Source organism: Streptomyces sp. WM6372 (genome assembly GCF_001279655.1).
Lineage (GTDB): Bacteria > Actinomycetota > Actinomycetes > Streptomycetales > Streptomycetaceae > Streptomyces.
In genome coordinates this window covers 191,887-218,329 of the sequence record NZ_LGDB01000001.1, presented here as the reverse complement: position 1 = coordinate 218,329, position 26,443 = coordinate 191,887, and the positions used below count along the sequence as shown (strand labels likewise).

Annotated in this window: 25 protein-coding genes and 1 riboswitch; of the genes, 14 read left to right on the top strand and 11 right to left on the bottom strand. The window is 70.2% G+C overall.

The genetic code is table 11. The features are described 5' to 3' along the window. Positions 1 to 8: 8 nt before the first annotated feature. Complete coding sequence (locus ADK52_RS01030; RefSeq protein WP_053687876.1) at positions 9 to 1,514, bottom strand: cytochrome ubiquinol oxidase subunit I; 1,506 nt, start codon at positions 1,512 to 1,514, stop codon at positions 9 to 11. 189 nt (positions 1,515 to 1,703) lie between these two features. Between ADK52_RS01030 and ADK52_RS01025 the strand changes: the two genes are divergently transcribed. Continuing rightward, positions 1,704 to 2,072, top strand: a complete 369-nt coding sequence (locus ADK52_RS01025) for a cyclophilin-like fold protein (protein ID WP_030153256.1) — start codon at positions 1,704 to 1,706, stop codon at positions 2,070 to 2,072. Between the two features lie 30 nt (positions 2,073 to 2,102). Here the strand turns inward: ADK52_RS01025 and hisC are convergent, their stop codons facing one another. Then, the gene (gene hisC, locus ADK52_RS01020) at positions 2,103 to 3,185 is read right to left on the bottom strand and encodes a histidinol-phosphate transaminase (protein ID WP_053687874.1); all 1,083 of its coding nucleotides are present in this window, start codon (positions 3,183 to 3,185) and stop codon (positions 2,103 to 2,105) included. Positions 3,186 to 3,547: 362 nt separating this feature from the next. On the opposite strand from hisC, the gene ADK52_RS01015 reads away from it, so the two are divergent. The 3 genes from ADK52_RS01015 to ADK52_RS01005 all read left to right on the top strand — a co-directional run bounded on the left by ADK52_RS01015 (position 3,548) and on the right by ADK52_RS01005 (position 7,084). Next, complete coding sequence (locus ADK52_RS01015) at positions 3,548 to 4,663, top strand: LacI family DNA-binding transcriptional regulator (RefSeq protein WP_053687873.1); 1,116 nt, start codon at positions 3,548 to 3,550, stop codon at positions 4,661 to 4,663. 216 nt (positions 4,664 to 4,879) lie between these two features. Further along, positions 4,880 to 6,097: a metallophosphoesterase gene (locus ADK52_RS01010; protein WP_267887230.1), complete on the top strand. Its 1,218-nt coding sequence runs from the start codon at positions 4,880 to 4,882 to the stop codon at positions 6,095 to 6,097. Between the two features lie 150 nt (positions 6,098 to 6,247). Continuing rightward, positions 6,248 to 7,084 carry a hypothetical protein gene (locus tag ADK52_RS01005; RefSeq protein ID WP_182508618.1) on the top strand — a complete coding sequence of 279 codons (837 nt, stop codon included), beginning with the start codon at positions 6,248 to 6,250 and terminating at the stop codon, positions 7,082 to 7,084. Between the two features lie 125 nt (positions 7,085 to 7,209). On the opposite strand, the gene thiC is transcribed toward ADK52_RS01005, so the two are convergent. Then, complete coding sequence (gene thiC / locus ADK52_RS01000) at positions 7,210 to 8,997, bottom strand: phosphomethylpyrimidine synthase ThiC (RefSeq protein WP_053687872.1); 1,788 nt, start codon at positions 8,995 to 8,997, stop codon at positions 7,210 to 7,212. Further along, positions 8,992 to 9,137, bottom strand: a riboswitch (TPP riboswitch). Its footprint overlaps the gene before it by 6 nt. A 39-nt stretch (positions 9,138 to 9,176) precedes the next feature. Here thiC and ADK52_RS00995 point away from each other — a divergent pair. Then, complete coding sequence (locus ADK52_RS00995) at positions 9,177 to 10,643, top strand: YibE/F family protein (RefSeq protein ID WP_182508617.1); 1,467 nt, start codon at positions 9,177 to 9,179, stop codon at positions 10,641 to 10,643. Between the two features lie 68 nt (positions 10,644 to 10,711). On the opposite strand, the gene ADK52_RS00990 is transcribed toward ADK52_RS00995, so the two are convergent. The 4 genes from ADK52_RS00990 to ADK52_RS00975 all read right to left on the bottom strand — a co-directional run bounded on the left by ADK52_RS00990 (position 10,712) and on the right by ADK52_RS00975 (position 12,988). Then, positions 10,712 to 11,161 (bottom strand): SsgA family sporulation/cell division regulator, encoded by a 450-nt coding sequence (locus ADK52_RS00990; RefSeq protein ID WP_030153244.1) that lies wholly within the window; start codon positions 11,159 to 11,161, stop codon positions 10,712 to 10,714. Between the two features lie 97 nt (positions 11,162 to 11,258). Then, positions 11,259 to 11,996: an IclR family transcriptional regulator gene (locus tag ADK52_RS00985; RefSeq protein ID WP_420714770.1), complete on the bottom strand. Its 738-nt coding sequence runs from the start codon at positions 11,994 to 11,996 to the stop codon at positions 11,259 to 11,261. Positions 11,997 to 12,288: 292 nt separating this feature from the next. Further along, entirely contained in the window at positions 12,289 to 12,507 is a 219-nt protein-coding gene (locus ADK52_RS00980) for a DUF5326 family protein (RefSeq protein WP_053687929.1), read from the bottom strand. A gap of 163 nt (positions 12,508 to 12,670) precedes the next feature. Continuing rightward, positions 12,671 to 12,988, bottom strand: a complete 318-nt coding sequence (locus ADK52_RS00975; RefSeq protein ID WP_053687870.1) for a cupin domain-containing protein — start codon at positions 12,986 to 12,988, stop codon at positions 12,671 to 12,673. A gap of 89 nt (positions 12,989 to 13,077) precedes the next feature. On the opposite strand from ADK52_RS00975, the gene ADK52_RS00970 reads away from it, so the two are divergent. From ADK52_RS00970 to ADK52_RS00950, 5 genes are all read left to right on the top strand, one after another. Then, positions 13,078 to 13,458, top strand: a complete 381-nt coding sequence (locus ADK52_RS00970) for a phage holin family protein (protein ID WP_053687869.1) — start codon at positions 13,078 to 13,080, stop codon at positions 13,456 to 13,458. A gap of 10 nt (positions 13,459 to 13,468) precedes the next feature. After that, a complete protein-coding gene (locus tag ADK52_RS00965) occupies positions 13,469 to 13,960 on the top strand; it encodes a low molecular weight protein-tyrosine-phosphatase (RefSeq protein ID WP_053687868.1) in 492 nt (163 codons plus the stop codon). Continuing rightward, positions 13,957 to 15,156: a cystathionine gamma-lyase gene (locus ADK52_RS00960; protein ID WP_053687867.1), complete on the top strand. Its 1,200-nt coding sequence runs from the start codon at positions 13,957 to 13,959 to the stop codon at positions 15,154 to 15,156. The genes ADK52_RS00965 and ADK52_RS00960 overlap by 4 nt, the downstream gene beginning before the upstream one ends. A gap of 177 nt (positions 15,157 to 15,333) precedes the next feature. After that, positions 15,334 to 16,239 (top strand): LysR family transcriptional regulator, encoded by a 906-nt coding sequence (locus ADK52_RS00955; RefSeq protein ID WP_053687866.1) that lies wholly within the window; start codon positions 15,334 to 15,336, stop codon positions 16,237 to 16,239. A 74-nt stretch (positions 16,240 to 16,313) separates the two neighbouring features. Beyond that, positions 16,314 to 16,793 (top strand): NUDIX domain-containing protein, encoded by a 480-nt coding sequence (locus ADK52_RS00950; RefSeq protein ID WP_030153230.1) that lies wholly within the window; start codon positions 16,314 to 16,316, stop codon positions 16,791 to 16,793. Positions 16,794 to 16,863: 70 nt separating this feature from the next. Here the strand turns inward: ADK52_RS00950 and ADK52_RS00945 are convergent, their stop codons facing one another. Further along, complete coding sequence (locus tag ADK52_RS00945) at positions 16,864 to 18,195, bottom strand: globin domain-containing protein (RefSeq protein WP_420714769.1); 1,332 nt, start codon at positions 18,193 to 18,195, stop codon at positions 16,864 to 16,866. Beyond that, entirely contained in the window at positions 18,189 to 18,839 is a 651-nt protein-coding gene (locus tag ADK52_RS00940) for an HAD family hydrolase (protein WP_053687865.1), read from the bottom strand. The genes ADK52_RS00945 and ADK52_RS00940 overlap by 7 nt, the downstream gene beginning before the upstream one ends. Positions 18,840 to 19,046: 207 nt before the next feature. Between ADK52_RS00940 and ADK52_RS00935 the strand changes: the two genes are divergently transcribed. Genes ADK52_RS00935 through ADK52_RS00925 form a run of 3 tightly spaced genes read left to right on the top strand, consistent with a single transcriptional unit; the run spans position 19,047 to position 21,661 of the window. Next, positions 19,047 to 19,940, top strand: coding sequence for a GNAT family N-acetyltransferase (locus tag ADK52_RS00935; protein WP_053687864.1), 894 nt, complete (start codon positions 19,047 to 19,049; stop codon positions 19,938 to 19,940). A 29-nt stretch (positions 19,941 to 19,969) separates the two neighbouring features. Then, complete coding sequence (locus ADK52_RS00930) at positions 19,970 to 20,431, top strand: GNAT family N-acetyltransferase (protein WP_078987776.1); 462 nt, start codon at positions 19,970 to 19,972, stop codon at positions 20,429 to 20,431. A 54-nt stretch (positions 20,432 to 20,485) separates the two neighbouring features. Beyond that, complete coding sequence (locus ADK52_RS00925; RefSeq protein ID WP_053687863.1) at positions 20,486 to 21,661, top strand: winged helix DNA-binding domain-containing protein; 1,176 nt, start codon at positions 20,486 to 20,488, stop codon at positions 21,659 to 21,661. Between the two features lie 14 nt (positions 21,662 to 21,675). On the opposite strand, the gene ADK52_RS00920 is transcribed toward ADK52_RS00925, so the two are convergent. Next, positions 21,676 to 23,061, bottom strand: a complete 1,386-nt coding sequence (locus ADK52_RS00920) for a serine hydrolase domain-containing protein (RefSeq protein ID WP_053687862.1) — start codon at positions 23,059 to 23,061, stop codon at positions 21,676 to 21,678. A 9-nt stretch (positions 23,062 to 23,070) separates the two neighbouring features. Continuing rightward, positions 23,071 to 24,534 (bottom strand): replicative DNA helicase, encoded by a 1,464-nt coding sequence (dnaB, locus tag ADK52_RS00915; protein ID WP_053687861.1) that lies wholly within the window; start codon positions 24,532 to 24,534, stop codon positions 23,071 to 23,073. Between the two features lie 452 nt (positions 24,535 to 24,986). Here dnaB and ADK52_RS00910 point away from each other — a divergent pair, with 452 nt between their 5' ends. Then, a complete protein-coding gene (locus tag ADK52_RS00910; protein ID WP_053687860.1) occupies positions 24,987 to 26,324 on the top strand; it encodes an MATE family efflux transporter in 1,338 nt (445 codons plus the stop codon). The last annotated feature ends 119 nt before the right edge of the window (positions 26,325 to 26,443 follow it).

Below are 26,443 nucleotides of genomic sequence, written 5' to 3'. Positions count from 1 at the left end.
CCTCAGCCTCAGTACGAGAAGGCCATCGGCCGGTCGGGGTTCTTGTCGTCCCCGCCGATCTTGGTGGGCGGGTTCAAGTCGGCTTCGGTCAGCTCGGGCGGACCGAGCTTCACGTACTTCACGAGCAGCCGGACTTCGATCACCGCGAGCACGGCGTACAGGAGCGTGAAGCCGATCATCGAGGTGAGCACCTCGCCCTGGGACACGTGGGGCGAGACCGCGTCGCGGGTGCGCAGGACTCCGTAGACCACCCAGGGCTGGCGGCCCATCTCGGTGAAGATCCAGCCCCAGGAGTTGGCGATGAGCGGGAAGCCCATGGTCCAGAGGGCGACGATCCAGTACCAGGTGGTGAACCGGGGGCTCAGCGCCTTCTTGAAGAGGACCAGGTGCGGGACCTCGTCCTCGCCGGTGCGCAGCCCCGGAGGCAGCATGAACTTCTTCCGGGTGAGCCAGAGACCCAGTACGCCGACGCCGAGGGAGGCCATGCCGAAGCCGATCATCCAACGGAAACCCCAGTAGGCGACCGGGATGTTGGGCCGGTAGTCGCCGGGCCCGAACTTCTCCTGTTCGGCCTTGTTGACGTCGTTGATGCCGGGGACGAAGGAGGTGAAGTCGTCGTTGGCCAGGAAGGACAGCAGGCCGGGGATCTCTATTGCGACCTTGTTGTGGCCCTTTTCTACGTCTCCGTAGGCGAAGACGGAGAAGGGCGCGGGTGCCTCGCCGTCCCAGAGCGCCTCCGCGGCGGCCATCTTCATCGGCTGCTGCTTGAACATCACCTTGCCGAGCAGGTCGCCGCTGATGGCGGTGCCCATGCCGGCGATGATCAGCGTGATCAGGCCGAGCCGCAGCGAGGTCCGCATCACGGGGATGTGCCTCTTGCGTGCCAGGTGGAAGGCGGAGATGCCGACCATGAAGGCGCCGCCGACCAGGAAGGCCGCCGTGATGGTGTGGAAGAACTGGGTCAGCGCGGTGTTCTGGGTGAGGACCAGCCAGAAATCAGTGAGCTCGGCCCGGCCCCGCTCCTCGTTGATCCGATAGCCGACCGGGTGCTGCATCCAGGAATTGGCCGCGAGGATGAAGTACGCGGAGAGGATGGTGCCGATCGAGACCATCCAGATGCAGGCCAGGTGGATCTTCTTCGGCAGCTTGTCCCAGCCGAAGATCCACAGGCCGATGAAGGTCGACTCGAAGAAGAAGGCGATGAGCGCCTCGAAGGCCAGCGGCGCCCCGAAGATGTCACCGACGAAGCGCGAGTAGTCGGACCAGTTCATGCCGAACTGGAACTCCTGCACGATGCCGGTGACGACACCCATGGCGATATTGATCAAGAAAAGCTTGCCCCAGAACTTGGTGGCCCTGAGGTACTTCTCTTTCCCCGAACGCACCCAGGCGGTCTGAAGGCCTGCCGTGAGCGCGGCGAGCGAGATCGTCAGCGGGACGAAGAGGAAGTGGTAGACGGTGGTGATGCCGAACTGCCATCTCGCCAACGTCTCTGGCGCCAAAGCTACGTCCACGTCGTCGTCTCCTTCGGTGCGCCGTGGTCACTGCCGCAGTTTGCCTGGCATGCCCCACCCATACGGGATGAAGTAGGACACGCTTGTGAACGCGTTCACATTCACAAGCATTATGTCGTACCGGCTTCAGCGCGTTTCAGGCGGGGGTCCCCCTAGCCAATACATTCAACAGATTGTTGAATGCCGCCCATGAGGATTCGTATCTCCTGGCCCGCGGGCCAGCTCACGGCAACCCTTGACGAGACCCCGACCAGCAAGGCGCTGGCCGAGGCCCTTCCGATCTCCGCCTCCGCCAATACCTGGGGCGAGGAGGTCTACTTCGACACCGGCGTCTCCGTGGCGCTGGAACACGACGCCCGGCAGGTCGTCGACCCGGGCACGGTCGCATTCTGGACCGAGGGCGACGCACTCGCGCTGCCCTACGGCCCCACGCCCATCTCGCGCGGAGGCGAGAGCCGCCTGGCGAGCCCGTGCAATGTGCTCGGCTCGTTCGAGGGCGACCCCCGCCTGCTGTCCACCGTCCGCGACGGCGACCCGATCCGCGTGGAACTCGCGTAGCCGCTCAGAGCTCGCGCAGTCCCCCGAGAACTACATCTCCTTGAAGAACGCCTCCGCCGTGTGCAGGAAGATGTCGTTCGCCTCGGGTTCACCGATCGTGACCCGCAGGCCCTCGCCCGCGAAGGGCCGGACCACCACACCGGCCTTCTCGCAGGCCGCCGCGAACTCGGCGGTCCGCTCCCCCAGGCGCATCCACACGAAGTTCGCCTGCGTGTCCGGCACCACGGTCCAGCCCTGGCCGAGCAGCGTCTTGTGGACCCGGGCCCGCTCGCCCACCAGCGCCCCGACCCGGCCCATCAGCTCGTCCTCGGCGCGCAGCGAGGCGACCGCCGCGTCCTGCGCGAGCTGGCTGACACCGAACGGCACCGCCGTCTTGCGCAGCGCCGCCGCCACCGGCTCGTGCGCCACCGCGAAGCCCACGCGCAGGCCGGCCAGCCCGTACGCCTTGGAGAATGTACGCAGCACGCAGACGTTCGGGCGGCTGCGGTAGAGCTCGATGCCGTCCGGCACCTCGATGTCGCGGACGAACTCGCGGTAGGCCTCGTCCAGCACCACCAGGATGTCCGAGGGGACCCGGTCCAGGAACCGCTCCAGCTCGGCACGGCGCACCGCGGTGCCGGTGGGGTTGTTGGGGTTGCAGACGAAGATCAGCCGGGTCCGCTCGGTGATCGCGTCGAACATCGCGTCGAGGTCGTGCACGTCCCCGTCGGTCAGCGGGACCTGCACGGACTTCGCACCCGAGATCTGCGTGATGATCGGGTAAGCCTCGAAGGACCGCCAGGCGTAGATGACCTCGTCGCCCGGGCCGGCTGTCGACTGGATCAGCGACTGGGCCACACCCACGGAGCCCGTGCCGGTGGCGATGTGCTCGACCGGCACCCCGAAGCGCTCGGCGAGCTCGTTCACCAGGCCCGTGCAGGCCATGTCGGGGTAGCGGTTGAACTGTCCGGCCGCCGCCACCGCGGTCTCCAGCACCCCGGACAGCGGCGGGTACGGGTTCTCGTTCGAGGACAGCTTGTACGCGACGGGCCCGCCCGCGGCAGCGGGCTTCCCGGGCTTGTAGGTGGGAATGCCGTCCAGCTCGGCGCGCAGCTTCGGGCTCTTCTCGCTCACCGCAGGTCCTCCTCGACCATCCCGTACGACGTCGCCGTCGACTCAATACTGCTCACCTTATGAGGATTCCGCTCTCCCGAAAATGGGTGGCGCCAGGATTGCGGGGGAGCGCACGCATATATGCGCACGCCGGTGGCCCACGCCGTGGCGCGCATCCCTCGTACAGGTGAGTTGAGACCGTCCCGAGACCACACCGCTTTGGCATGCTCGTACCCGCCGACAAACGCCCCACTCACTCTCCGCGCTCAAATTCCTTCAATTCCAAGGTCATTGGGGGTGGCGAACCATGCAGAATCGTGCCTGTCAACGCGTGCATATGCACCCGGACCACCCACCCCGACGAGCCCTACTATCGGCTCGCCATGACAGCAGCAGGGAAGCATCAGGTGAGCCGGACCGAGACCACCCGGCGGGCCGCCGGCCGACAGGGCCGGGCCGGCATCAGGGACGTGGCCGCCGCGGCGGGCGTCTCGATCACGACCGTCTCCGACGCGCTCAATGGCAAGGGGCGGCTGCCGGACGCCACCCGCCGCCACGTTCGCGAGGTCGCCGATCGGCTGGGCTACCGGCCCTCCGCCGCGGCCCGCACCCTCCGTACCGGCAAGTCGGGCCTCATCGGCCTGACCGTGACCACGTACGGGGATGAACCTTTCACCTTCACCGAATTCGCGTACTTCGCCGAGATGGCCAGGGCCGCCACCTCCGCCGCGCTCGCCCGCGGCTACGCCCTCGTCATCCTCCCCGCCACCTCCCGACACGACGTGTGGTCCAACGTGGCCCTCGACGGCACCGTCGTCATCGACCCCTCCGACCACGATCCCGTCGTCAGCGAACTGGTCCGCCAAGGCCTCCCCGTCGTCTCCGACGGCCGCCCGGCCGGCTCCCTCCCCGTCACCGCCTGGGTCGACAACGACCACGAGGCCGCCGTACTCAACCTGCTCGACCACCTCGCCGCCGCCGGCGCGCGCCGGATCGGGCTCCTGACCGGCACCACCACGGACACCTACACCCGGCTGTCCACGACTGCCTACCTCAACTGGTGCGAGCGCGTCGGCCAGGACCCCGTCTACGAGTCCTACCCCGCCCACGACCCGTGCGCGGGCGCCGTCGCCGCGGACCGGCTGCTCGCCCGGCCCGACCGGCCCGACGCCGTCTACGGGCTCTTCGACCCCAACGGGACCGATCTGCTGGCCGCCGCCCGGCGCTACGGCCTGCGCGTCCCCGAGGACCTGCTGCTCGTCTGCTGCAGCGAGTCCACCGTGTACGCCAACACCGAGCCGCCCATCACCACGCTCTCCCTCAAACCGCGCCGCATCGGCACCGCCGTCGTACAGCTGCTGATCGACGCCATCGAGGGGGTCGACACCGGCCGCCCGGTCGAACAGGTGGTCCCGACCGAGCTGATCGTCCGTACCTCCTCGCAGCGCAGGCAGCCCCGTACGACCGTCAGCCCGCCCCGTTCTCCGGCCCAGGACTGACCGCCACGGCGCGATACCGGCGGGGCCGACGGCCCCGCCGGGGATTTCCGCAACACCTATTTCGGGAGAAAGTGGCAGGAACTACTGGTTCCGCCCAGGATTCACCACCCCTGGTGCGTCACAGAGCGCGAGCCGCATTCCTATGATGGGCGCACGACATCACGGACCCTCCGCTCAGGAGGCCAGGAGGGTCCGCAGGTGTACGGCAGCGCGACGGTGGTGGAGGGGTCGATGACTCAGGGGGCCGGTCAGGGACCCGCGATGCGGACGGAGACGCTGCGGGACTTCCGAGTTCCGGTCACCGAGCCCGTCCCGTACGGCGTGCCCGGCGCGCTTCCCGAAGAGGCCCCGGTGTACGGCGAGTACCCCGCGTACTACGGGGAGGGCGCTCCCGTGCCCCCTCACCCGCCCGTGCCCCCGCAGCCCTCCGTGCCCCCGCAGCCGCCCCTGGGACAGGACCCCGCCGCGGGCGGACCGGCCCCGGCCGACGGGGACGATCTCGACGAGGGCTACACCCCCACCCACCGCGACCTGCCGATCATCGGCCGCGGCGGGCCGGGCGACACCGTCCAGGTCCACTACGTTCCCCAGGAGTCCCCGGCCGCCGGCCCCGGACCGCTGTACGTGGTCGGCGACGTGCACGGCTATCTGGACGAGCTCGTCCACGAACTCCAGGCCCAGGGCCTCATCGACGCCGACCGCCGCTGGTCGGCCGGCAACGCCCGCCTCTGGTTCCTCGGCGACTTCACCGACCGCGGCCCCGACGGCATCGGCGTCATCGACCTCGTCATGCGGCTGTCCGCCGAGGCCGCCGCCGCGGGCGGCTACTGCAAGGCCCTCATGGGCAACCACGAGCTGCTGCTCATCGGCGCCAAGCGGTTCGGCGACACCCCCGTCGCCTCGGGCGCGGGCACCGCCACCTTCCAGGCCGCCTGGCTCCTCAACGGCGGCCAGCGCACCGACATGGAGCGCCTGGAGGACGTACACCTGCAGTGGATGCAGCGGCTGGACGCGGCCGTGCTGGAGGACGGGCACCTGCTGCTCCACTCCGACACCACCGCGTACCTCGACTACGGCGACTCCATCGAGGACGTCAACGACACGATCCACGAGCTGCTCAACCGCAACGACGCCGACATCACCTGGGACCTGTTCCGCAAGTTCACCAAGCGGTTCGCCTTCCGTGACGAGGAGACCGGCCCCCAGGCCGTACGCGAGCTCCTCGACACCTACGGCGGCGGCCGCGTCGTGCACGGACACAGCCCGATCCCGTACCTGCTGGGCGAGGTGGGCACCGAGGACGGCGACGAGTCGCGCGGACCGGAGGCCGTGAACGGCCCGCACGTGTACGCGGAGGGACTCGCCATCGCGATGGACGGCGGAGTCACGATGGCGGGCAAACTGCTGGTCGTGCAACTCCCGTTGAACGACTGAGGGTTATCAGAACGGGGGTAATTTCAGGAAACCCCCTGTCACGGCGTGGCATGGGCGCTCTACCATCGCCCTATCCGTAGCAGGCTCTCCTCCGTTTGTGCCGGCGCCCGGGTCTACGCGGGCAAACCGGTCCCCACGGAGCATCGGGGGATGCACATGAACAGCGCTCCGCACCTGCTGACCGAAGACCGACCCGAGTTCGATCGGCTCCTCGACGAGGCGCTGCGCACCGCGCACGAACGGCCCGAGCTCGCCGCCCTCGGTGAGCGCCTGAACGCCGAACAGCTGCGCACGATGGCCATCGGGGCCAGCGCGCTGCTGACGGCCGCGGCCGCGGCCGAGTACGACCACTACGTGAAGATCCGCGGAGAGCGGCGCGACGAGGTCCTGTCCACCCCCGGTTCGGCCGGGGACCAGGGTGCCGGGCAGCAGGGCGAGGGCGAGGACGGCGCGGGCGTCAGTGCCGTGGTCGCGGTGCTGGCACCGGTCCTGGCGGGCACCGCCATGCTGATCTTCCTGCTCGTGGGCTACATCCTGAAGGCGGTCGAACCCGAACCCGCCTTCGCCGAAACGATGCTGACGGCGGGTTGGCTGTTCGGCGCGCTGACCGTGGTCTCGCTGTTGTTCGCGGTGATCGGGCTGCTGGTGACGGCCGTCCGCAACCGGGCGACCGAGGTGGTGGCCGAGGACCCGGCCGACGCGATACCCGACGAGGTCGCGCGGGCCCGCGAGGCCTGGCGGCATGCCCTGCTGGAGCGGGGCATCCTGCCGTTCCTGCGGGACGCGCTGGCCGATCCGAGCGCGGCGCCGGCGGGGCCGGCGTATCCGTCCCCGCACACGCCGAAGGCCGGGCGCATCCCCAACCTGGGATACACCCGGCCCGACTTCACCAGCCCGGGGTCCCCTTCACAGGGCCCCCGCCCCGGCTACACCCCGCCGGACTTCACCAGCCCGGACTTCAGCAGCCCGGACGGCGGCACGCAGTAACGCCGCGGCCCGGCCCGCAGCGGGCCGTCCGTCCCTGTTTCACGTGAAACATCGCGTCGCGCCGGGACACTGCCCTGGGAAGCCCCCTCATCCTCCCCAGAGCAGCGCCGGCCGCCACGAGCGGGTCAGTCGGCCAGCGGGAGGTACACCCGGTTGCCGCTCGCCGCGAACTCGGCGGACTTCTCCGCCATGCCCGCCTCGATCTCATCGGCCTTCAGGTCACCACCGTGCTCACGACGGATGTCCTGGGAGATCTTCATCGAGCAGAACTTCGGACCGCACATGGAGCAGAAGTGCGCGGTCTTGGCCGGCTCGGCCGGGAGCGTCTCGTCGTGGAACTCGCGGGCGGTGTCCGGGTCGAGGGCCAGGTTGAACTGGTCCTCCCAGCGGAACTCGAACCGAGCGTCCGACAGGGCGTCGTCCCACTCCTGGGCGCCCGGGTGGCCCTTGGCCAGGTCCGCCGCATGCGCAGCGATCTTGTACGTGATGACGCCCGTCTTCACGTCGTCGCGGTTGGGCAGGCCCAGGTGCTCCTTCGGCGTGACGTAGCAGAGCATCGCGGTGCCCCACCAGGCGATCATCGCGGCGCCGATGCCGGAGGTGATGTGGTCGTACGCCGGGGCGACGTCCGTGGTCAGCGGGCCGAGCGTGTAGAACGGCGCCTCCTCGCAGATCTCCTGCTGGAGGTCGATGTTCTCCTTGATCTTGTGCATCGGGACGTGGCCCGGGCCCTCGATCATGGTCTGCACGTTGTGCCGCTTGGCGATCGTGTTCAGCTCGCCCAGCGTCTTCAGCTCAGCGAACTGCGCCGCGTCGTTGGCGTCCGCGATGGAGCCGGGGCGCAGGCCGTCGCCCAGCGAGTAGGTGACGTCGTACGTCGCGAGGATCTCGCAGAGCTCCTCGAAGTTCGTGTAGAGGAAGTTCTCCTTGTGGTGCGCAAGGCACCACGCGGCCATGATCGAGCCGCCGCGGGAAACGATGCCGGTCTTGCGGCGGGCGGTCAGCGGCACGTACGGCAGCAGCACGCCGGCGTGGACCGTCATGTAGTCGACGCCCTGCTCGGCCTGCTCGATGACCGTGTCCTTGTAGATCTCCCAGGTCAGGTCCTCGGCGCGGCCGTCGACCTTCTCCAGCGCCTGGTACAGCGGCACGGTGCCGATCGGGACCGGGGAGTTGCGCAGCACCCACTCGCGCGTGGTGTGGATGTTGCGACCGGTCGAAAGGTCCATGACCGTGTCGGCGCCCCACTTGGTCGCCCAGGTCATCTTGTCGACCTCCTCCTCGATGGAGGAGGTGACGGCGGAGTTGCCGATGTTGGCGTTGACCTTCACCAGGAACCGCTTGCCGATGATCATCGGCTCGATCTCCGGGTGGTTCACGTTCGCGGGAAGCACCGCGCGGCCGGCGGCGATCTCCTCGCGGACGACCTCGGGGGAGACGTTCTCGCGGATCGCGACGTACTCCATCTCCGGTGTGATCTCACCGCGGCGGGCGTACGCGAGCTGCGTGACGGCGGCGCCGCCACGGCCCCGGCGGGGCTGGCGCGGGCGGCCAGGAAAGACCGCGTCGAGGTTCTTGAGGCCACCGCGCGGCGACGTGTGCTTGATGCCGTCGTCCTCGGGGCGCACGGGGCGGCCCGCGTACTCCTCGGTGTCGCCGCGGCCGATGATCCAGTTCTCGCGCAGCGGCGGCAGGCCGCGCCGTACGTCGGTTTCGATCTGCGGGTCGGTGTACGGCCCGGACGTGTCGTAGAGCGTCACGTCCTTGCCGTTGGTGAGGTGGACCTGGCGGACCGGCACCCGGATGTCGGGGCGGGAGCCCGCCACGTAGCCCTTGTGCCAGCCCGGCTGGCGCTCGGTCCGGCCGTCGCCGTCCTCGCTGACGGCAGGCGTGCGTGCGTCATGAATGGTCATGAGACCTGATCTCCCTACGCCGGCATTACCCGGTAACAGGTTCGGCGGTCGACGCAGCCTCTTCCCGTACGCATGTGTGCTGCGCGTACGGTGATCAGCGCCCTCTCAGCCCGGTGCTCCGAGCTCCCGCGTTGTGCAAAGGTGCCCCCACGCTAGCGTCATCTGTGGCGTGCTGAACAGTGGGCCCCCTCAACTCTTGCGATGATCTGCCGGTGACGTCCTCGCCGCAGCCTCCCACCCAGCCCACCGAGCCCACGGGTCACAGCGACCACGCACACGTGGGCCACGGGCATGACCACGGGCATGCCCAGAGCCCGGACCCGAGCCCGGACCAGAGCCCGGCCCCGGGCCACTCCCACGGCCATTCCCACGGCCACGGACCGGCGGCCCCCGTCTCGAAGCACCTGCGCAAGGTCATCGCGGCGGTCCTGATCCCGTTCGCCGTCGCCGTCTTCGTCGGCATGGTGGTGCTCTGGCCGGGCGGCGCGCCCGCCCACGAGCGCTCCGGGGTGGGCTTCGACCGGCAGACCCAGCAGGGCCTCGTCACCGCGCTCGAGCAGGTCGACTGCAAATCCGTGAACGCCTCGCAGGTGCCGGCCACCGGCAGTGTCTCCACCCCGGAGGGGCGCGAGGCCAAGGCCGCGCAGACCGGCGAGTGCAAGAAGGCCACCATCGAGGTCACCACCGGACCCGACAAGGGCCGCACGTTCTTCGAGATCGTCCAGCCGGGCGCACCACGGCAGTTGGAAGACGGCCAGGAGGTGGTCGTCGCGTACGCGCCGGACGCGCCACGGGATCTCCAGTACTCCGTGGTCGACGTGAACCGCAAGCTGCCCCTGGCGGTGCTGGCCGCGATCTTCGCGGTGGCGGTGGTCGTCGTCGGCCGGATGCGCGGCCTGTTCGCGCTGATCGCGCTGGTCGTCAGCTTCGGCGTGCTGACCCTCTTCATCCTGCCGGCGATCCTCCAGGGCTCGAACCCACTGGTCGTCGCAGTCGTCGGCGCCAGCGCCATCATGCTCATCGCGCTCTACATGTGCCACGGACTGAGCGCCCGTACCTCCGTCGCCGTGCTGGGAACGCTCGTCTCGCTGCTGCTGATCGGGCTGCTGGGCTCGGTGTTCGTCGACTGGGCGTTCCTCAGCGGCAACACCGACGACAACACCGGGCTGATCCACGGGCTCTACCCGGAGATCGACATGAGTGGCCTGCTGCTCGCGGGCATCATCATCGGATCCCTGGGTGTGCTGGACGACGTGACGGTCACCCAGACCTCGGCAGTCTGGGAACTCCATCAGGCCGACCCGTCGATGGGGTCCCGCTCCTTGTACCGTGCGGCCATCCGGATCGGTCGCGACCACATCGCTTCGGTGGTCAACACCCTGGTCCTGGCCTACGCGGGCGCGGCGCTTCCGCTTCTGCTGCTGTTCTCGATCGCGAACAGCAGCATGGGTTCGGTGGCCAACAGCGAGCTGGTCGCGGAGGAGATCGTACGGACCCTCGTCGGGTCGATCGGCCTGGTGGCCTCGGTTCCGGTGACAACGGCGCTGGCCGCGCTGGTGGTTTCTGCCGACCGGCCGGGATCCCCGGCCGGAGCGGCGGCCTCGGGGCCGGTCCGCGGAGGCCGGGGACGGCGGCGCAAGCGCTGAGCGACCCGGGTGGCTCGGGGGCCCGGGGCGGCTCGGCGCGTACGGTCCGCTCGGCGTGTACGGTCCGCTCAGCCCGCGTTCTGCTCGTTCTGGCGCGACTCGGCAAGGATCCTGTCCAGCGCTTCGTCGAGGTTGTCCTCGAAGTCGCCGAGGTTGCGCTCCTGACCGAGCGGAACAAGCCGGTCGGTACGGTCGAGGAACGCGACGAGCGGCGCCGCGCCGGCGCGGAACAGGGCCCGGTCACAGCCGACCTGGAGCCGGATGTGGACGTCGGACAGGTCCTCGGGATCGGTGGGGGCGATGTGCACATCACCGTCGCCGCACGGCTTGTTGATGCCGTCGAGGAGCAGCTCCCGTCCGAATGCCCAGGTCACGGGGGCGTCTCCGGGGAGGTGGAACGTCAGGCGCACTGCGTAGGGGTCACGGGTGTCGTACCGGAGTTCCACCGGGATCCGGAAGGAGAGCTCCTCGGAAACGAGGAAGCTCATCATGACCTCTGCCTGTACCGACTCGCGCATGGACTACCCCGCTGTAGTGGAAGTGGCCAGGAATGAACCCCCAGGGCCCTCTTGACAAGGGTGGTGGAAGCTCATGCAGATCACAAGGAGTGAGTTTTCAGATACTGATAGAGAACGAGAGGGTACTCAACAGCGCGCCTACTTCACTCCGTAGTCGATCGACCACATACAGCAACCGTTTCTCCTGGTGCAAAGGGAGGGAAATCGCCATGGTTGCGGCGGTATCGCCCGCGGTAATGGGGATGGCTGCACAGACCGTGCCCAGCGCGTACTCCTGACGCTCCGTAACCGGCTCCATGCGTCCGAGGGAGCCGATGCGGTGTTCGAGGGCGCTCTGATCCCGGACGGTGTACTGGGTGACGGCCTCGACCGGGTGCCGCTCGTAGTAGTCCCTGCGCGTCTTCTCGTCGAGCTGGGCCAGCAGGCACTGTCCGATGGCGTGCGCATGGCCGGTCGCGCGGAAATCGGCCCACTCCTCGACGGCGGGGCTGGCCGGGGTGTCCGAAACACCCACGAGCTCGATCTCACCCTCACGGAACACCGCGAAGTAGACGGGGGCCCCGACCGCGTCGCGGAAGTGCGCGAGGGAGTCGACGATCATGCTGCGACGTTTCTGCTGCAGCCCGCCGCCCGCCAGCCGCCCGGCGGCGGCACCGAGCACGAACACGCCGCTCTCGCGCCGCAGATAGCCCTCGTGGGTGAGGGTGCGCAGCAGGTGGTACGCGGTAGGGAGCGGGAGCCCGGCCTCGCGCGCCAGTTGTTTCGCCGGAGCTCCCTCGCTATGGGAACCCGCTGCTTCGAGCAGCCTCAACGCGCGCTGCACCGAACCGATCAGCGTCGGCACACCGGCATTGTGAACCGAAGACAAAGCTCACCCCCAGGCGTGGCGGCGGGCCTGGGGAGGGCCCGCCCTGCGGGGGCCGCCCCCGCACGCGCCGCGACTCCTGGGGGTCGCACTCGGCCAGCTCTGGAGAAAACCGCAGGTCAGGGCGGCACAACCGGCGTCCGATACCCAGGGAACGGCACAGATTGCCACTCTATCCGCCGATTCCCGCGGTGTGGGCGGTTTGCCACCTCACGTTCCCCCGCCCGGGTTAATCCCCGGGATTGACCCGGGGTCCGGAGACCTACCAGTCGCGGGAAGAGGACTTCGTACCGCTGCCGGTGAACTTCTTCACGATGAAGACCAGGCCGCCGACGAGGCCGACGAAGAGCAGCAGCTTGAAGACGAACGAGATCAGGGCGCCGAGGATGCTCGTGATGACACCGCCGAAGACGAAGAGCACCAGAAGCGGGATCGCGACCCACTTAACCCACCAGGGCATGCCTGCGAATGTCTCTCGGATGCCGTCCATGTCCTCAACCTCTTCCTGAGCTTCCTGAGCCGTGACTTCCTGCTCTCGATGCTAGGAGGCCGCCCAACCTCCCGGGGGCCCGCGAGCCCCCGGACTCCCCTGATCCGCCCCCTAGGGGAATCAGGGGGTCCGACCCTGGTCGGGGCGCGCCAGGCTAGGCCTCCGGCGGGGAGAACACCACCAATACGCGCAGGTCCTCGGTGATGTGGTGGAACTTGTGCACCACCCCGGCGGGCACGTAGACGACGCTGCCGCGCGCCACCGTCGTCGTCTCCTCCCCGACCGTGACCGAAGCCCGGCCGCTCACCACGAAGTACACCTCGTCCTGGCGGTGCGGCTGCTGCGGGTCGCTCTGGCCGGCGTTGAGGGCGTACAACCCGACCGACATGTTCCGCTCGCGCAGGAACTGCAGATAGGCGCCGTCGTTCGCGAGCCGCTCCGCCTCGAGCTCGTCCAGCCGGAAGGCCTTCATCGTCGTTGTGCCCCTTGCTCTCTCACGTTCCCTGGCATCCGCTGATCTGCTGATGTCCCACCGGGATCTTCTCTGCCACGATCAGACACATGACAAATTTCGTAGTCAAGACGCTTGCGAACGCGGCGGCCCTGGCCGTCGCCATCTGGCTGCTCGCCGGCATCACGCTCGACGACAACAGTTCCCTGGGCCACCGGACCCTTTCACTGATCCTCGTCGCGCTGGTCTTCGGCCTGGTCAACCTCATCGTCAAGCCCGTGGTGAAGCTCCTGTCACTGCCGTTGTTCGTCCTCACCCTCGGACTGTTCACCCTCGTCGTGAACGCCCTGATGCTGATGCTGACCTCCTGGCTGTCCAAGCAGCTCGACCTGAGCTTCCACGTCGACAATTTCTGGACCGCGCTGATCGGCGGCCTGATCATCTCCGTCGTCTCCTGGGCCGTGAACATGGCCCTGCCCGACAAGGACTGAGCTGACCGCCATGTACCGCGTCTGCTTCGTCTGCACGGGCAACATCTGCCGTTCCCCCATGGCCGAGTCCGTCTTCCGCGCCCGCGTCGCCGAGGCCGGGCTCGACGCCCTGGTCGAGGTGGACAGCGCCGGCACCGGCGGCTGGCACGAGGGGGACGGCGCGGATCCGCGCACCGTCACCGTCCTGGAGGCCGCCGGGTACGAGCAGAGCCACCGGGCCCGGCGGTTCCGGGCCTCCTGGTTCGCCGGCCTCGACCTCGTCATCGCGCTCGACGCCGGTCACCTGCATGACCTGCGGACGCTCGCACCCACTCCCGAGGACGCCGCCAAGGTACGGCTGCTGCGTTCCTACGACCCGGCGGCGACGTCCGCGGAGACCGACGTACCGGATCCCTACTACGGCTCCCTCGACGGATTCGAGCAGTGCCTGGAACTCGTCGAGGCGGCGAGCGAGGGCCTGTTGGACGCCGTACGCGAGGCAGTGAAGGAGCACACCGCATGACCGACCACGCCGACGAACCGACGGCGGCCGGAGCAGGAGCAGGAGCGGCGGCCGGAGCCGCTGCGGACGGGATCGGCGACGGCACCCGGGCCGTGCGCGCCGGGCTGCCCGAGCCCGTCAAGAACGAACCGCCCCTGCCCGGACCCGTCTTCGCCGCCCACTTCCACCTCCCCGGCGATGTGGCGGGCCCGTACACGTACGGCCGCGACACCAACCCCACCTGGACCCTGCTGGAGCGGGCCATCGGGGAACTCGAAGCACCCGGCCAGGACGGCGTGGACACCGTCGTCTTCGCCTCCGGCATGGCCGCGGTCTCCGCCGTCCTGCTCTCCCAGGCCCGCACCGGCGACACCGTCGTCCTGCCCGACGACGGCTACCAGGCACTGCCACTGGTCCGCGAGCAGCTGGAGGCGTACGGGATCCACGTCCGCACCGCCCCGACCGGCGACGACGCGCAGCTCGCCGTTCTCGACGGAGCCCGGCTGCTGTGGATCGAGACCCCCTCCAATCCCGGACTCGACGTGTGCGACATCCGCCGCCTGGTCGAGGCCGCCCATACGGGCGGCACCCTCGTCGCCGTCGACAACACCCTCGCCACCCCGCTCGGACAGCGGCCCCTGGAACTGGGCGCGGACTTCTCCGTCGCCAGCGGCACCAAGGGGCTCACCGGCCACGGCGACCTCCTGCTGGGCTACGTCGTCTGCCGCGACCCGGAACTCGCCGCCACCGTCCGGCGCTGGCGCAAGATCGTCGGCGCGATCCCGGGCCCGATGGAGGCCTGGCTAGCCCACCGCTCCCTGGCCACCATCCAACTGCGTGCCCAGCGCCAGTGGGCCAACGCGCTGGCCGTCGCCGAGGCGCTGGCAGCCCGTACGGACGTCACCGGGCTGCGCTACCCCGGGCTGCCCGCGGACCCGTCGCACAAGACGGCCGCCCGGCAGATGCGGGGGTTCGGCTCCGTCGTCTCCTTCACCCTGCCGGACCGCGCGCACGCCGAACGGTTCATGGCCGCCCTGCGCCTGGTGGAAGACGCCACCAGCTTCGGCGGCGTACGGTCCACCGCGGAGCGGCGCGGACGGTGGGGCGGTGATCCCGTGCCGGAGGGGTTCATCCGGCTGTCCGCAGGGGCCGAGGACACCGATGACCTGGTCGCGGACGTGCTGCGGGCCCTCGACTCGGCGGGCACGGGCGTCTGAGCAGCCGGAACGAGAGCGGTCCGAGCCTCCCCCCTAGTGGCTCGGACCGCTCCGGGTTCCGCGCGCGAAGAACCACGCGCACAAGGCTAGTTGACTCAGCGTCAGAGTCCAATCACGGTAACGACAGGGGCCTATCGGCATATTTATAGTTGAAGGCCCCCACCGAGAGGGGCCTTCATGGACCTGGCCCTGTTGCGCACCTTCGTCGCCGTGCACCGGGCGGGCTCGTTCACCCGGGCCGCCGCGCTCCTCGGGCTGTCGCAGCCCGCCGTCACCTCGCAGATCCGCACCCTCGAACGCCAACTGGGCCGACCCCTGTTCCACCGCAGGGCCCGCGGGGTGACCCCCACCGCCGTCGGCGACGAACTCGCCCACAAGGCCGCTCCCCACCTTGACGCCCTGCTGCGGATAACCGAGGCGGAACGCGAAGCCGCCGGCGCGTTACGCACCCTGCACCTCGCCGGTCCGCCCGAGTTCCTGTGCGTGCGCGTCCTGCCCGCCCTCGCACCGCTCGTCGGCCAGGGCCACACCCTGCGCACCGTGCTCCAGGCCGGAGCCGAGGAGACCCTCGACGGGCTCGCCGCCGGCCACCACGACCTCGTCGTGACCACCGCCCGCCCGCGCGGCGGGCTCTTCAGCGCGACCGCCCTGTGCGACGAGGAGCACGTGCTGGTCGCCGCGCCCTACTGGGCCGCCCTCATCGATCCGGACCGGCTGCGCGAGGCCGGCCCGGTCGCCCTCGACGGCATTCCGCTCGTCGAGGTCCACGAGACGCTGCCGCTCGTCGCCCGCTACTGGGCCGCGGTCTTCGAGACCCGGCCCGGCACCCGGCCCGATGCCGCCACCGTCGTCGCCCCCGACCTCCGGGCCGTACTGGAGTGCGTCCGGGCCGGAGCCGGACTCGCCGTCCTGCCTCGGTATCTGTGCCAGGACGCCCTCGACCGCGGGCAGATCGTCGCCCTGCTGGAGCCACCCGTACCGCCGCTGCGCACCTGGTTCCTCGTCGTACGGACCGGCAGTCTCGCCCTCGCCCACCTCGCCCGTGCGCACGACCGGCTGCTGCGCGCCGCCGCCCACTGGTGAGCCTCCGCTTCCGGTGTGCGGCGCGTTTCGCCGACACGCGTTTCAGACACCGCCGTCTGGGCCACTCTTCTCCCATGACCGAACGACCCGTGGTCAAACGCACCGCCCGCGCGATCCTGCTCGACGGTGGCGACCTGATCCTCATCAAGCGCACCAAGCCCGGCGTCGATCCGTACTGGCTCACCCCCGGCGGGGGAGTGGAGCCTTCGGACGCCACCGTCGTCGACGCCCTCCACCGAGAGCTCCACGAGGAACTCGGCGCGAAGATCACCGATGTGGTGCCCTGCTTCGTCGACACCGTCGAGCACATCGCCGACGGTGGGGTGACCGGAGTGAAGGTGCAGCACTTCTTCGTCTGCCACCTCGAGTCCATGGACCCCAGCCAGCGGCACGGCCCCGAAGTCGACGAGCCCGCCGGCGAGTACGAGATCGTCCGCGTGCCCTTCAGCCGGGTCGGCATCGCCGCCGTGCATCTCGTCCCGCTGTCCCTGCGTCACTACCTCGACGGCAACATCGAGGGTGTTCGCGCCATGCACGCCCCCGACCTGGGCTGATCCCGGACCGGTCTTCGGTCTGTTCGGCCCGGGTCGCTTCGGCCCGGGGCCCCGGCAGGCAGCCTTGGCCTCAGCCCGCCGCGCCCACCAGCTCCTCCACCGCGTCGAAGCGGATCCGGTCGCCGGGGATCCCGATCCGCTTGAGCTCGCTCACACCGCTGCGGATCATCGCGGGCGGCCCCGAGACGAACGCGTCGTACGAGCTCCACGGCCCGTGTTCGCCGACCGCCTGGGGCAGCTGGCCCGCGAGGCCCTCGCCGACCACCGGGCGCACCGACAGCCAGGGATGCGAGCGCTGCAACCCCAGCAGGGTGTCCTTGTCGTAGAGGTCGCCGTCGCTGCGCGCCCCGAAGAACACCTCGACAGGGCGGCGCTCGCCGTGCTCCGCCACGTCCTCGATCAGCGCCTTGATCGGGGCGATGCCGGTCCCGCCGCCCAGGCACAGCATCCCGTTGTCGGTGCTGTGGTCCACCACCATCGACCCGGCCGGCGGCCCGATCCTCAGTACGTCGCCGGGCCGGGCGTGCCGCACCAGCGCGTTGGAGACCCAGCCGGCCGGAACGGCCTTGACGTGGAAGGAGAGCAGCCCGTCGGCGCGCGGCGCCGAGGCGAACGAGTAGTGCCGCCACACCCGGGGCCACCACGGGGTCTCCAGGGTCGTGTACTGGCCCGCGAGGAAGGAGTACGGCTGGTCGGGGCGAACGGTCAGCACCGCGATGTCCGGGGTGCGCAGATCGTGCGAGACCACCTCCGCGTGCCACCACGCGGGGCTCTTCACCTCGTCCTCCGCCGCGGCGTCGATCATGGTCTGGGACATCACGGTGTACGCCCGCACCCACGCGGCCTGCGTCTCCGGCCCCCAGGTCTGCTGCGCGTACCGGGACAGCGCGCCGATGAGGGCCTCGCCGACCACCGGGTAGTGCCCGGCCATCGTCCCGTACTTCCGGTGCCCGGTGCCCAGCCTGCGCAGGTACGGGACGAGCACGTCCGGGTCGTCGATGTGTTCGGCGGCGGTCAGCAGGGCCTTCAGCAGCCGGTCTCGCTGTGCGTCCATGGCGGCCGGGAACATGCCCCGCACCTCCGGGTGCCCGGTGAACACCAGGGCGTAGAAGTACGAAGTCACCCTGTCGGCGATGGGTGCGATCTCTTCAAGGGTGCGGCGGATGAGCACCGCGTCCGGGGAGGGCTCGACCGCACCGCCCCCGGACGGTATCCGGGCCGTCCGTCTGGCCGATCTGGTGGGCGGAGCGTCCATGCGGTGCCTCGCTTCGAACATCTCGGTCGGTAAGCACGCCACGGCCTTCGAATCCGTGGTTCCGGGCCTCAGAGCCTGCCAGCCGCCCCAACTACTCGCGGGAAAACCCGGAAAGTCCGCGTTTCGAACCCGCTTTCCTCTTAAGATGCTTGGACTTCCGGGCGTGCCGCCCCGACCAGCTGATACGCCTCTCGCAGGTCCCGGCCCTCGTAGACGTGGGTCGCCCGCTCCGCCAGGTACGGCCGTGCGTTGACCGCGACAGATACCGAAACGGCGTCGAAGAGCACCGCGTCGGTCGACGAGTCCGCGTACGCGACGCAGTCGGCCCGGCTCACGCCGAACTGCGCGCAGAGCCGGTCCGCCACCGTGACCTTGCCCTCGGGCGTCAGGATCCCGGCTGCGTCCACCGGCCGGGTGAAGGGCACCTCCGGGAAGACCGAGCCGTGTGCGGCATGCGCGCCCCACTCCAGCAGCAGTTCCACGAAGAACGAAGGCGACAGCGAGACCACCGCGCAGTAGTCCCCGCGCTCCCTGATCTCCCGCCATACCTCGCGGATCCCCGCCAGCCACGGGGCTCCCTCGAACGCCGCCCGGACGTGCCCGGGCGTCAGCCCCGCCCACAGCGCGTGCGCCGCCACCGAGAACTCGTGCGGCCCCATCTCCCGCGCACCGAACGCCCGCTCCAGCTCGGCGATCTCCGCGCTCAGGCCGAGTTGTCGGGAGATCTCGACCGGCGCCGCCGAGCCGTACATCAGCGTCCCGTCGAGATCGAAGAGGTGAAGGAGGGTCATGGCAGACGAGGCTAGCCCGTTCACTTCGCCGAAGGCATCCCCGGCAGGGCGAAGCGGATGCGGCGGATGTTTCACGTGAAACATCCGCTCGGCGCCCCCGAGCCACCTCGCCAACGGAAGCCCCGGGCGAGACCTCTCGATGTTTCACGTGAAACATCGACCCCAAATCCCCTGGACGCCCCCCTGCTGATGATCCAGTCTGGGCCCGTGACACCACCACACCTCACCGACCTGCCGATCCGTGCGCTGACCGTGGATGATCTCCGCAGTTGCGCTGACCTTTCCGAAGACCGCGGGTGGCCGCGCGAGGACCACAAGTGGGGGCTGCTTCTCGCCGCGGGCAACGGCTACGGCATCGACGCCCCCGATGGCCACGGGCTCGCGGCCGCCTGCGTCGTCACCTCGTACGGGCACACCCACGCCGGCCCGGAGCTGGCCGCCATCGGGATGGTCCTCGTCGCCGAGCGCTACGCCCGCCGCGGCCTGGGTCGCCGGCTGATGACGTACGTCTGCGACGACCTGCTCAAGGGCGTCCCGCTCACCCTCCACGCCACTCCCTACGGCCGCCCCCTCTACGAGGAGCTCGGCTTCGACACCACCGGCCGTGCGGAGATGCTCCGGGGCACCTTCCGCCGGGAGCTCTCGGACCCGGCGCCCGAGGCCGGCCCCGTGGCGGTCCGGCCGGCGAACGGCGAGGACATCCCGCGGATCGTCCGGCTGGACACGGAAGTCTTCGGCACGGACCGGACGCACATGATCACGCGGCTTCCCGCCTTCGCGGACCGGCTGCTGGTCGCCGAGGACGGCCGGGGCGAGCTCGTCGGCTATGCCGCGATCTGGCCCAACATGGAGACCCATGTGATCGGGCCGCTGATCGCGCGTGACACGGCCGGTGCCCAGGCGCTCGTCACCGCACTCGCCGCCGCCACCGACCGGCCGCTGCGGACCGACATCGACGTACGCCACGAGGAACTCCTCTCCTGGCTCAAGGACCGCGGCCTCGGCTCCGTGGCGTTCAACGCCGTCATGACCCGCGACATCCCGGGACTGCCCGGCGACTGGACCCGGCGCTGGGCCCCGCTCACCGTGGCAGCGGGCTGAGAGCGGCGGGCCGAGAAAGGAACGTCTCCATGACCGATCCCGACGAAGCGATGATCCGCCCCGCCACCGAGAAGGACCTGCCCGCCATCGTCGCCATGCTGGCGGACGACCCGCTCGGAGCCACTCGCGAGTCGCCCGACGACCTCACCCCGTACCTCGCCGCGTTCAAGCGCCTGGCCGACGACCCCCACCAGCACGTGGTCGTCGCGGTCCGCGACGGGCGCGTCGTGGGCACCCTCCAGCTCACCATCGTCCCCGGACTGTCCCGCAAGGGAGCCACCCGCTCGATCATCGAAGGCGTCCGGGTCCACGCCGACGAGCGCGGCGGCGGCCTGGGGACCCGGTTCATCCAATGGGCCATCGAAGAGTCCCGCCGTGAGAACTGCCGGCTCGTGCAGCTCACCTCGGACGTGACCCGCACCGACGCCCACCGCTTCTACGAGCGGCTCGGGTTCACCGCGTCCCATGTCGGGTTCAAGCTCTCCCTCTGATCGCCCGCACGGCAGGCCGGGCCTCTGTCGGCGGCCCGGCCTACGATCGGGAGGATGAGCCCCAGCCTCCCCCTCGTCACCACCGCCGAGCGCCGCCACCGGCTCGGGTGCAGACACCGCCTGGCTCCCTCGGCGCGTGCCGCCACGGTGGCCGAGGCCGCGGACGCCGTCGTCGCCCTGCACGCCACCGACGCCGCGACCCTGTTCCTCTCGGCCCGCGCCCGGCTCGCGGAAGGCGGCCCCGCCGTCGTCGAGCGGGCGCTCTACGAGGACGTCTCCCTCGTCCGGCTGCTCAGCATGCGCAGGACGCTGTTCGCCGTCTCCGGCGAACTCGCCCCGTACGTGGACTCCTCCACCGCCCGGGGTATCGCCGTCAAGGAGCGCCTCACCCTGCTCAAACACCTCGACGAGGACGGCCAGGGCCTCGACGCCGACTGGCTGGCCGGGGCCGAGGCCGCCGCACTCGACGCCCTCGACACCCATGGCCCCTGCACCGGCAGCCAGCTCTCAGCGGCCGTGCCCGCACTGCGCAGGAAGATCACCGTCAGCCGGGGCAAGAAGTACGAGGCCGAGACCGGCGTCGCCACCCGTGTGATCCGGCTCCTGGCCGCCGACGGCCGGATCCGCCGTGACCGGCCGCGCGGATCGTGGACCTCCAGCCAGTTCCGCTGGGTGCACACCGAGCCCTGGCCCGCCGTACCGCCGGCCGAGGCCCGTGCCGAGATCGCCCGCCGCTGGCTGTACGCCTACGGACCGGCCACCGAGGCGGACCTCAAGTGGTGGACGGGCTGGACCCTCACCGACGTCCGCAAGGCCCTCGCAGTCGTCGGCCCCGACCAGGTCCGCCTCGACGACGGGAGAACCGCCCTGGTCGGCCCCGGCGACACCGTGCCCGAAACCGCCCCGGAACCCTGGGCGGCGCTGCTGCCCGGACTGGACCCCAGCGGAATGGGCTGGGCCGACCGGGGTTTCCACCTCGACCCCGCCCACCGGCCCGCGCTCTTCGACTACGCCGGCAACATCGGCCCCACGGTCTGGTGGAACGGTGAGATCGTCGGCGGCTGGGCCCAGCGCGCGGACGGCGAGATCGTCTGGCGGCTGCTGGGCGACCCCGGCCGGGCCGCCGAAGAGGCCGTCGCGGCCGAGGCCGCCCGCCTCTCCCGTTGGATGGGCGGCGCCCGGATCACCCCGCGTTTTCGCACCCCGCTGGAACGCGAACTCGTGGCCTGAGCCTGCCGGACGCGTTAGCCGATGCCCCGCCAGCCCTGCGGGTCCACCCCGCCGGGCACCGGGGCCTGCGCGTCGTACGGCTCCCTCGTGAACACGAACGAGCCCAGGTCGAGATGGCTCACCGAGCCGTCCTCACGCCGGACCGCGGTCAGGGTCTCCCCTGCGTAGTAGCCGGAGAGTCCGGTCCAACTGCCGTCGGGCTCCGCCCGGAACCGGGCCGCCCGACCGGTCGCGCCCACCGGAGCGAGCTCCATCAGGCCGTCCACCTTCAGCCGCAGTACCTGCGGCGACGTACCCCAGTACCAGGGGCCGCACAGTTCCAGGGCGACCGGATCGGCCTCCTTGAACGGCCGCCACGGCTGCGGGAACCGCGGCTCCGCGTCCGCGACGATCGCCACCAGCTCCGCTGCCACCGTCGCGGCGGGCAGCCCCGACGTGCAGTTCGCCAGCACCACGGCCGCCACGTCGTCGGCTTCGCTCAGCCACAGCCCCGCGACGAAACCCGGCAGCGAACCGGTGTGGCCCGCGAGCCTGCGCCCACCGGTGTCCGTCAGCTGCATGCCGAGCCCGTAGCCGAGCTCGGCGAGACCGGGCTCCGGCGGCGCGGCCGGCGTCCTCATCTCCCGTACCGACTCCACGCTCAGCACCCGCTCGTCACCCCGGGCGAGGAACACCGCGAACCGAGCCAAGTCACGCGTCGTGGACCAGAGTTGTCCGGCAGCGGCCATCAGCCCCAGATCCTCCGACGGCTCGGCCATCATCACGTCGGCCCAGGGATGCACCGCCCAGCCTCCCGCATGCGGGGCCTGCGGCCGCGCCGTCGTACGGTCCAGGCCCAGCGGCTCCAGCACCTCGGCCCGGAGCACCTCGTCCCACGGCTTGCCGCGCACGGCCTCGACGAGCGAACCCAGCAGCGTGTAGCCCGGGTTGGAGTAGTGGTGGCGCCGGCCCGGCCGGAAGCGGAAGGGCTCCTCGCCGAGCACGTCCGCGAGCCCGGGGCGCAGCGCCGCGGGCGAGCGCTCCCACCACTCGCCCGGGGTCTCCGCCGCCAACCCGCCGGTGTGGGACAGCAACTGGGCGATCGTCACCTCTCCGGCGCCCGTCCCGGGCAGATGCTGCTCCAGCGGGTCCTCAAGGCGCAGCAGGCCCTCGTCCCGCAGGCGCATCACCAGAACGGCGGTGAAGGTCTTGCTGATCGACCCGATCCGGTACTGCACGTTCCCGTCGGGCCCGTGTCCCTCGACGGAGGTCCGGGAGCCCTCCCAGACCACCTCGCCGCCGCGCGCCACGGCCGCCACCACCGACGGCGCCCGCCCCTCGCTCTGCGCGACGGCGATCCGGTGCCTCAGCGCACGCCGGGTCGTGGGGAGCAGATCCAGGTCTTCAGATACGGCATCCATGATCGGATGCTACGTGTTGGCCATGTCCACGAACCGCGAGTAATGGCCCTGGAAGGCGACCGTGATCGTCGCCGTGGGGCCGTTACGGTGCTTCGCCACGATCAGGTCCGCTTCGCCCGCGCGGGGCGACTCCTTCTCGTACGCGTCCTCGCGGTGCAACAGGATCACCATGTCGGCGTCCTGCTCGATCGAGCCCGACTCACGCAGGTCGGAGACCATCGGCTTCTTGTCGGTGCGCTGTTCGGGACCACGGTTCAGCTGGGACAGCGCGATCACCGGCACCTCGAGCTCCTTGGCCAGCAGCTTGAGGTTTCGGGACATGTCCGAGACCTCCTGCTGGCGGCTCTCGGGACGGCGCGAGCCGCCCGACTGCATGAGCTGGAGGTAGTCGATGACCACGAGCGAGAGGTCGTTGCGCTGCTTGAGGCGTCGGCACTTCGCCCGGATCTCCATCATCGACAGGTTCGGGGAGTCGTCGATGTAGAGCGGGGCTGCGGAGACGTCGGGCATCCGGCGGGCCAGCCGGGTCCAGTCGTCGTCCGTCATCGTGCCGGAGCGCATGTGGTGCAGGGCGACCCGGGCCTCCGCCGACAGGAGGCGCATAGCGATCTCGTTGCGCCCCATTTCGAGGGAGAAGATCACGCTGGGCAGGTTGCTCTTGATGGAGCACGCCCGGGCGAAGTCGAGCGCGAGGGTGGACTTACCCATGGCGGGGCGGGCCGCGATGACGATCATCTGGCCCGGGTGCAGGCCGTTGGTCAGTGAGTCGAGGTCCGTGAAACCGGTCGGGACGCCCGACATCTGGCCGCTGCGCGAGCCGATGGCCTCGATCTCGTCGAGCGCGCCCTCCATGATGTCGCCCAGCGGCAGGTAGTCCTCGGAGGTCCGCTGCTCGGTGACGGCGTAGATCTCGGCCTGGGCGCTGTTGACGATCTCGTCGACGTCGCCGTCCGCCGCGTATCCCATCTGCGTGATCTTCGTACCGGCCGCGACCAGGCGGCGCAGGACCGCGCGCTCGTGGACGATCTCCGCGTAGTACTCGGCGTTCGCCGCGGTCGGCACCGACTGGACGAGCGTGTGCAGGTAGGAGGCGCCGCCGACCTTGCTGATCTCGCCGCGGCGGGTCAGCTCGGCGCCGACGGTGATCGGGTCGGCCGGCTCGCCCTTGGCGTACAGGTCGAGGATCGCCTGGTAGATCGTCTCGTGCGAGGGGCGGTAGAAGTCGTGGCCCTTGATGACCTCGACGACGTCCGCGATCGCGTCCTTGGACAGCAGCATGCCGCCGAGCACCGACTGCTCGGCGTCGAGGTCCTGCGGCGGGACGCGCTCGAAGCCGCCGCCACCGCCGTCCCAGGAGCCGCCCTCGCGGCCCCGCTCGTGCTGTTCGTCCCCGCGGCCCCGGCTGTCGCTGTTACGGCGCGGACGGGCGGGCAGACGGTCACCCGGACCGCTGTCGGCCCAGGGGTCGTCCATGGGCTCGGGCATACTCACCGGGCCGCCTCCTCCCGTCCGCAACGCGGACCTCGCCGTGCCACTCTTTCTACGACACGGCTCTGACATGTGGGGCACCCGAATCCGCTGTCGGCGAGTCGGGCAACGCACAACGGTAGGGCCGGGAGCGACGTCAGCCAATCTTGTTATCCACAGGCTGTGTGGATGAGATGTGGATGACCGACCCAATGCTGTGGGTAAGTCGCCGGAAGCTGTGCACGGACCGGGGGACGGCGCTGTGGACAAAATCACCTGCCCTACCCAATCACCCACCCTGACCTGCGCTTTCTTCCTCCACGGGCTGTGGGGGAGAAATTTCTTGGCCCCAGTTTCGAGAACGCCTCCAACGGGGTGCCGAGAACGTGTGAACCAACTCGCAGGTAAGGATCCAAAGACCATTGCATCCATTACCTGTGGAAGATTAGATTGAGCGCATGACTCAGGCCCTCGCCCCGCTGAAGGCTGCCCCGAGACGGCACGACCGCGAGATACTCGCGCTCGCCGTCCCGGCTTTCGGCGCGCTCGTCGCCGAACCCCTGTTCGTGATGGCCGACAGCGCCATCGTGGGGCACCTCGGCACTCCCCAGCTGGCCGGCCTCGGCATCGCCGCGGCCCTGCTCACCACCGCCGTCAGCGTCTTCGTCTTCCTCGCCTACGCCACCACCGCGGCCGTCTCCCGACGGGTCGGCGCGGGAGACCTCCGGGCAGCCATCCGGCAGGGCATGGACGGCATCTGGCTCGCCCTCCTGATCGGGGCCGCCGTCGTGGCCGTCCTGCTGCCGACGGCACCCTGGCTGGTCTCCCTGTTCGGGGCCTCGGACACCGTCGCCCCGTACGCGGTCACCTACCTGCGGATCTCCGCCCTGGGCATCCCGGCCATGCTGATGGTGCTCGCCGCCACCGGTGTCATCCGCGGTCTCCAGGACACCCGTACACCGCTCTACGTCGCCATCGGAGGCTTCGCCCTCAACGCGGGCCTGAACGGCGCCCTCGTGTACGGAGCCGGCTTCGGCATCGCCGGTTCCGCCTGGGGCACGGTGATCGCCCAGTGCGCCATGGCCGGCGCCTACCTCTTCGTGGTCGTCCGCGGAGCCCGTACGCACAGCGCCTCGCTGCGCCCCGACCCCGCGGGCATCCGGGCCTGCGCCCAGGCCGGCGTACCGCTGCTGGTGCGCACGCTGTCCCTGCGCGCCGTCCTGATGATCGCGACCGCCGTGGCGGCGCGACTCGGCGACGCCGACATCGCGGCCCACCAGATACTGCTCTCCCTGTGGAGCCTGCTCGCTTTCGCCCTCGACGCGATCGCCATCGCCGGGCAGGCCATCATCGGCCGCTACCTGGGTGCCGGCGACACCGAGGGGGCCAAGGCGGTCTGCCGCCGCATGGTGCAGTGGGGGATCGCCTCCGGCATCGTCCTCGGCGCACTGGTGGTCGCGGCCCGCCCGCTGTTCATCCCGCTCTTCACCGGCGACCCCGTGGTCGAGAACGCTCTGCTGCCGGCCCTGCTGGTCGTGGCCGTATCCCAGCCCGTGTGCGGCATCGTCTTCGTGCTCGACGGGGTCCTGATGGGCGCGGGCGACGGCCGCTACCTGGCCTGGGCCATGCTCGTGACGCTCGCCGCGTTCACCCCGGCCGCGCTGCTCGTCCCGGCCCTCGGCGGCGGTCTCACCGCTCTCTGGTGGGCCATGACCCTGATGATGCTGGTCCGGATGGCCACCCTCCAGCTGCGTGCCCGCTCCGGCCGCTGGCTGGTCGCGGGGGCGACCCGCTGACCACGGGCGCATGTTTCACGTGAAACATGCGAGGGGGCGTCCCATGTTTCACGTGAAACATCGAGCGGCGATCCCTGAGAACGACGATCCCTGAGAACGACGAAGGGCCGCACCCCCAC

Excerpts from the sequence above, each read along its gene's own strand:
- ADK52_RS01025 (WP_030153256.1), top strand. The coding sequence starts at position 1,704 with ATGAGGATTCGTATCTCCTGGCCCGCGGGCCAGCTCACGGCAACCCTT.
- ADK52_RS00965 (WP_053687868.1), top strand. The coding sequence starts at position 13,469 with ATGTACCGCGTCTGCTTCGTCTGCACGGGCAACATCTGCCGTTCCCCC.
- ADK52_RS00930 (WP_078987776.1), top strand. The coding sequence starts at position 19,970 with ATGACCGATCCCGACGAAGCGATGATCCGCCCCGCCACCGAGAAGGAC.
- ADK52_RS00955 (WP_053687866.1), top strand. The coding sequence starts at position 15,334 with ATGGACCTGGCCCTGTTGCGCACCTTCGTCGCCGTGCACCGGGCGGGC.
- ADK52_RS01005 (WP_182508618.1), top strand. The coding sequence starts at position 6,248 with ATGCACATGAACAGCGCTCCGCACCTGCTGACCGAAGACCGACCCGAG.
- ADK52_RS00990 (WP_030153244.1), bottom strand. The coding sequence starts at position 11,161 with ATGCGCGAGTCGGTACAGGCAGAGGTCATGATGAGCTTCCTCGTTTCC.
- ADK52_RS00975 (WP_053687870.1), bottom strand. The coding sequence starts at position 12,988 with ATGAAGGCCTTCCGGCTGGACGAGCTCGAGGCGGAGCGGCTCGCGAAC.
- ADK52_RS00925 (WP_053687863.1), top strand. The coding sequence starts at position 20,486 with ATGAGCCCCAGCCTCCCCCTCGTCACCACCGCCGAGCGCCGCCACCGG.
- ADK52_RS01015 (WP_053687873.1), top strand. The coding sequence starts at position 3,548 with ATGACAGCAGCAGGGAAGCATCAGGTGAGCCGGACCGAGACCACCCGG.
- ADK52_RS00970 (WP_053687869.1), top strand. The coding sequence starts at position 13,078 with ATGACAAATTTCGTAGTCAAGACGCTTGCGAACGCGGCGGCCCTGGCC.
- dnaB (WP_053687861.1), bottom strand. The coding sequence starts at position 24,534 with ATGGACGACCCCTGGGCCGACAGCGGTCCGGGTGACCGTCTGCCCGCC.
- ADK52_RS00950 (WP_030153230.1), top strand. The coding sequence starts at position 16,314 with ATGACCGAACGACCCGTGGTCAAACGCACCGCCCGCGCGATCCTGCTC.
- ADK52_RS00960 (WP_053687867.1), top strand. The coding sequence starts at position 13,957 with ATGACCGACCACGCCGACGAACCGACGGCGGCCGGAGCAGGAGCAGGA.
- ADK52_RS00920 (WP_053687862.1), bottom strand. The coding sequence starts at position 23,061 with ATGGATGCCGTATCTGAAGACCTGGATCTGCTCCCCACGACCCGGCGT.
- thiC (WP_053687872.1), bottom strand. The coding sequence starts at position 8,997 with ATGACCATTCATGACGCACGCACGCCTGCCGTCAGCGAGGACGGCGAC.
- ADK52_RS00940 (WP_053687865.1), bottom strand. The coding sequence starts at position 18,839 with ATGACCCTCCTTCACCTCTTCGATCTCGACGGGACGCTGATGTACGGC.
- ADK52_RS00910 (WP_053687860.1), top strand. The coding sequence starts at position 24,987 with ATGACTCAGGCCCTCGCCCCGCTGAAGGCTGCCCCGAGACGGCACGAC.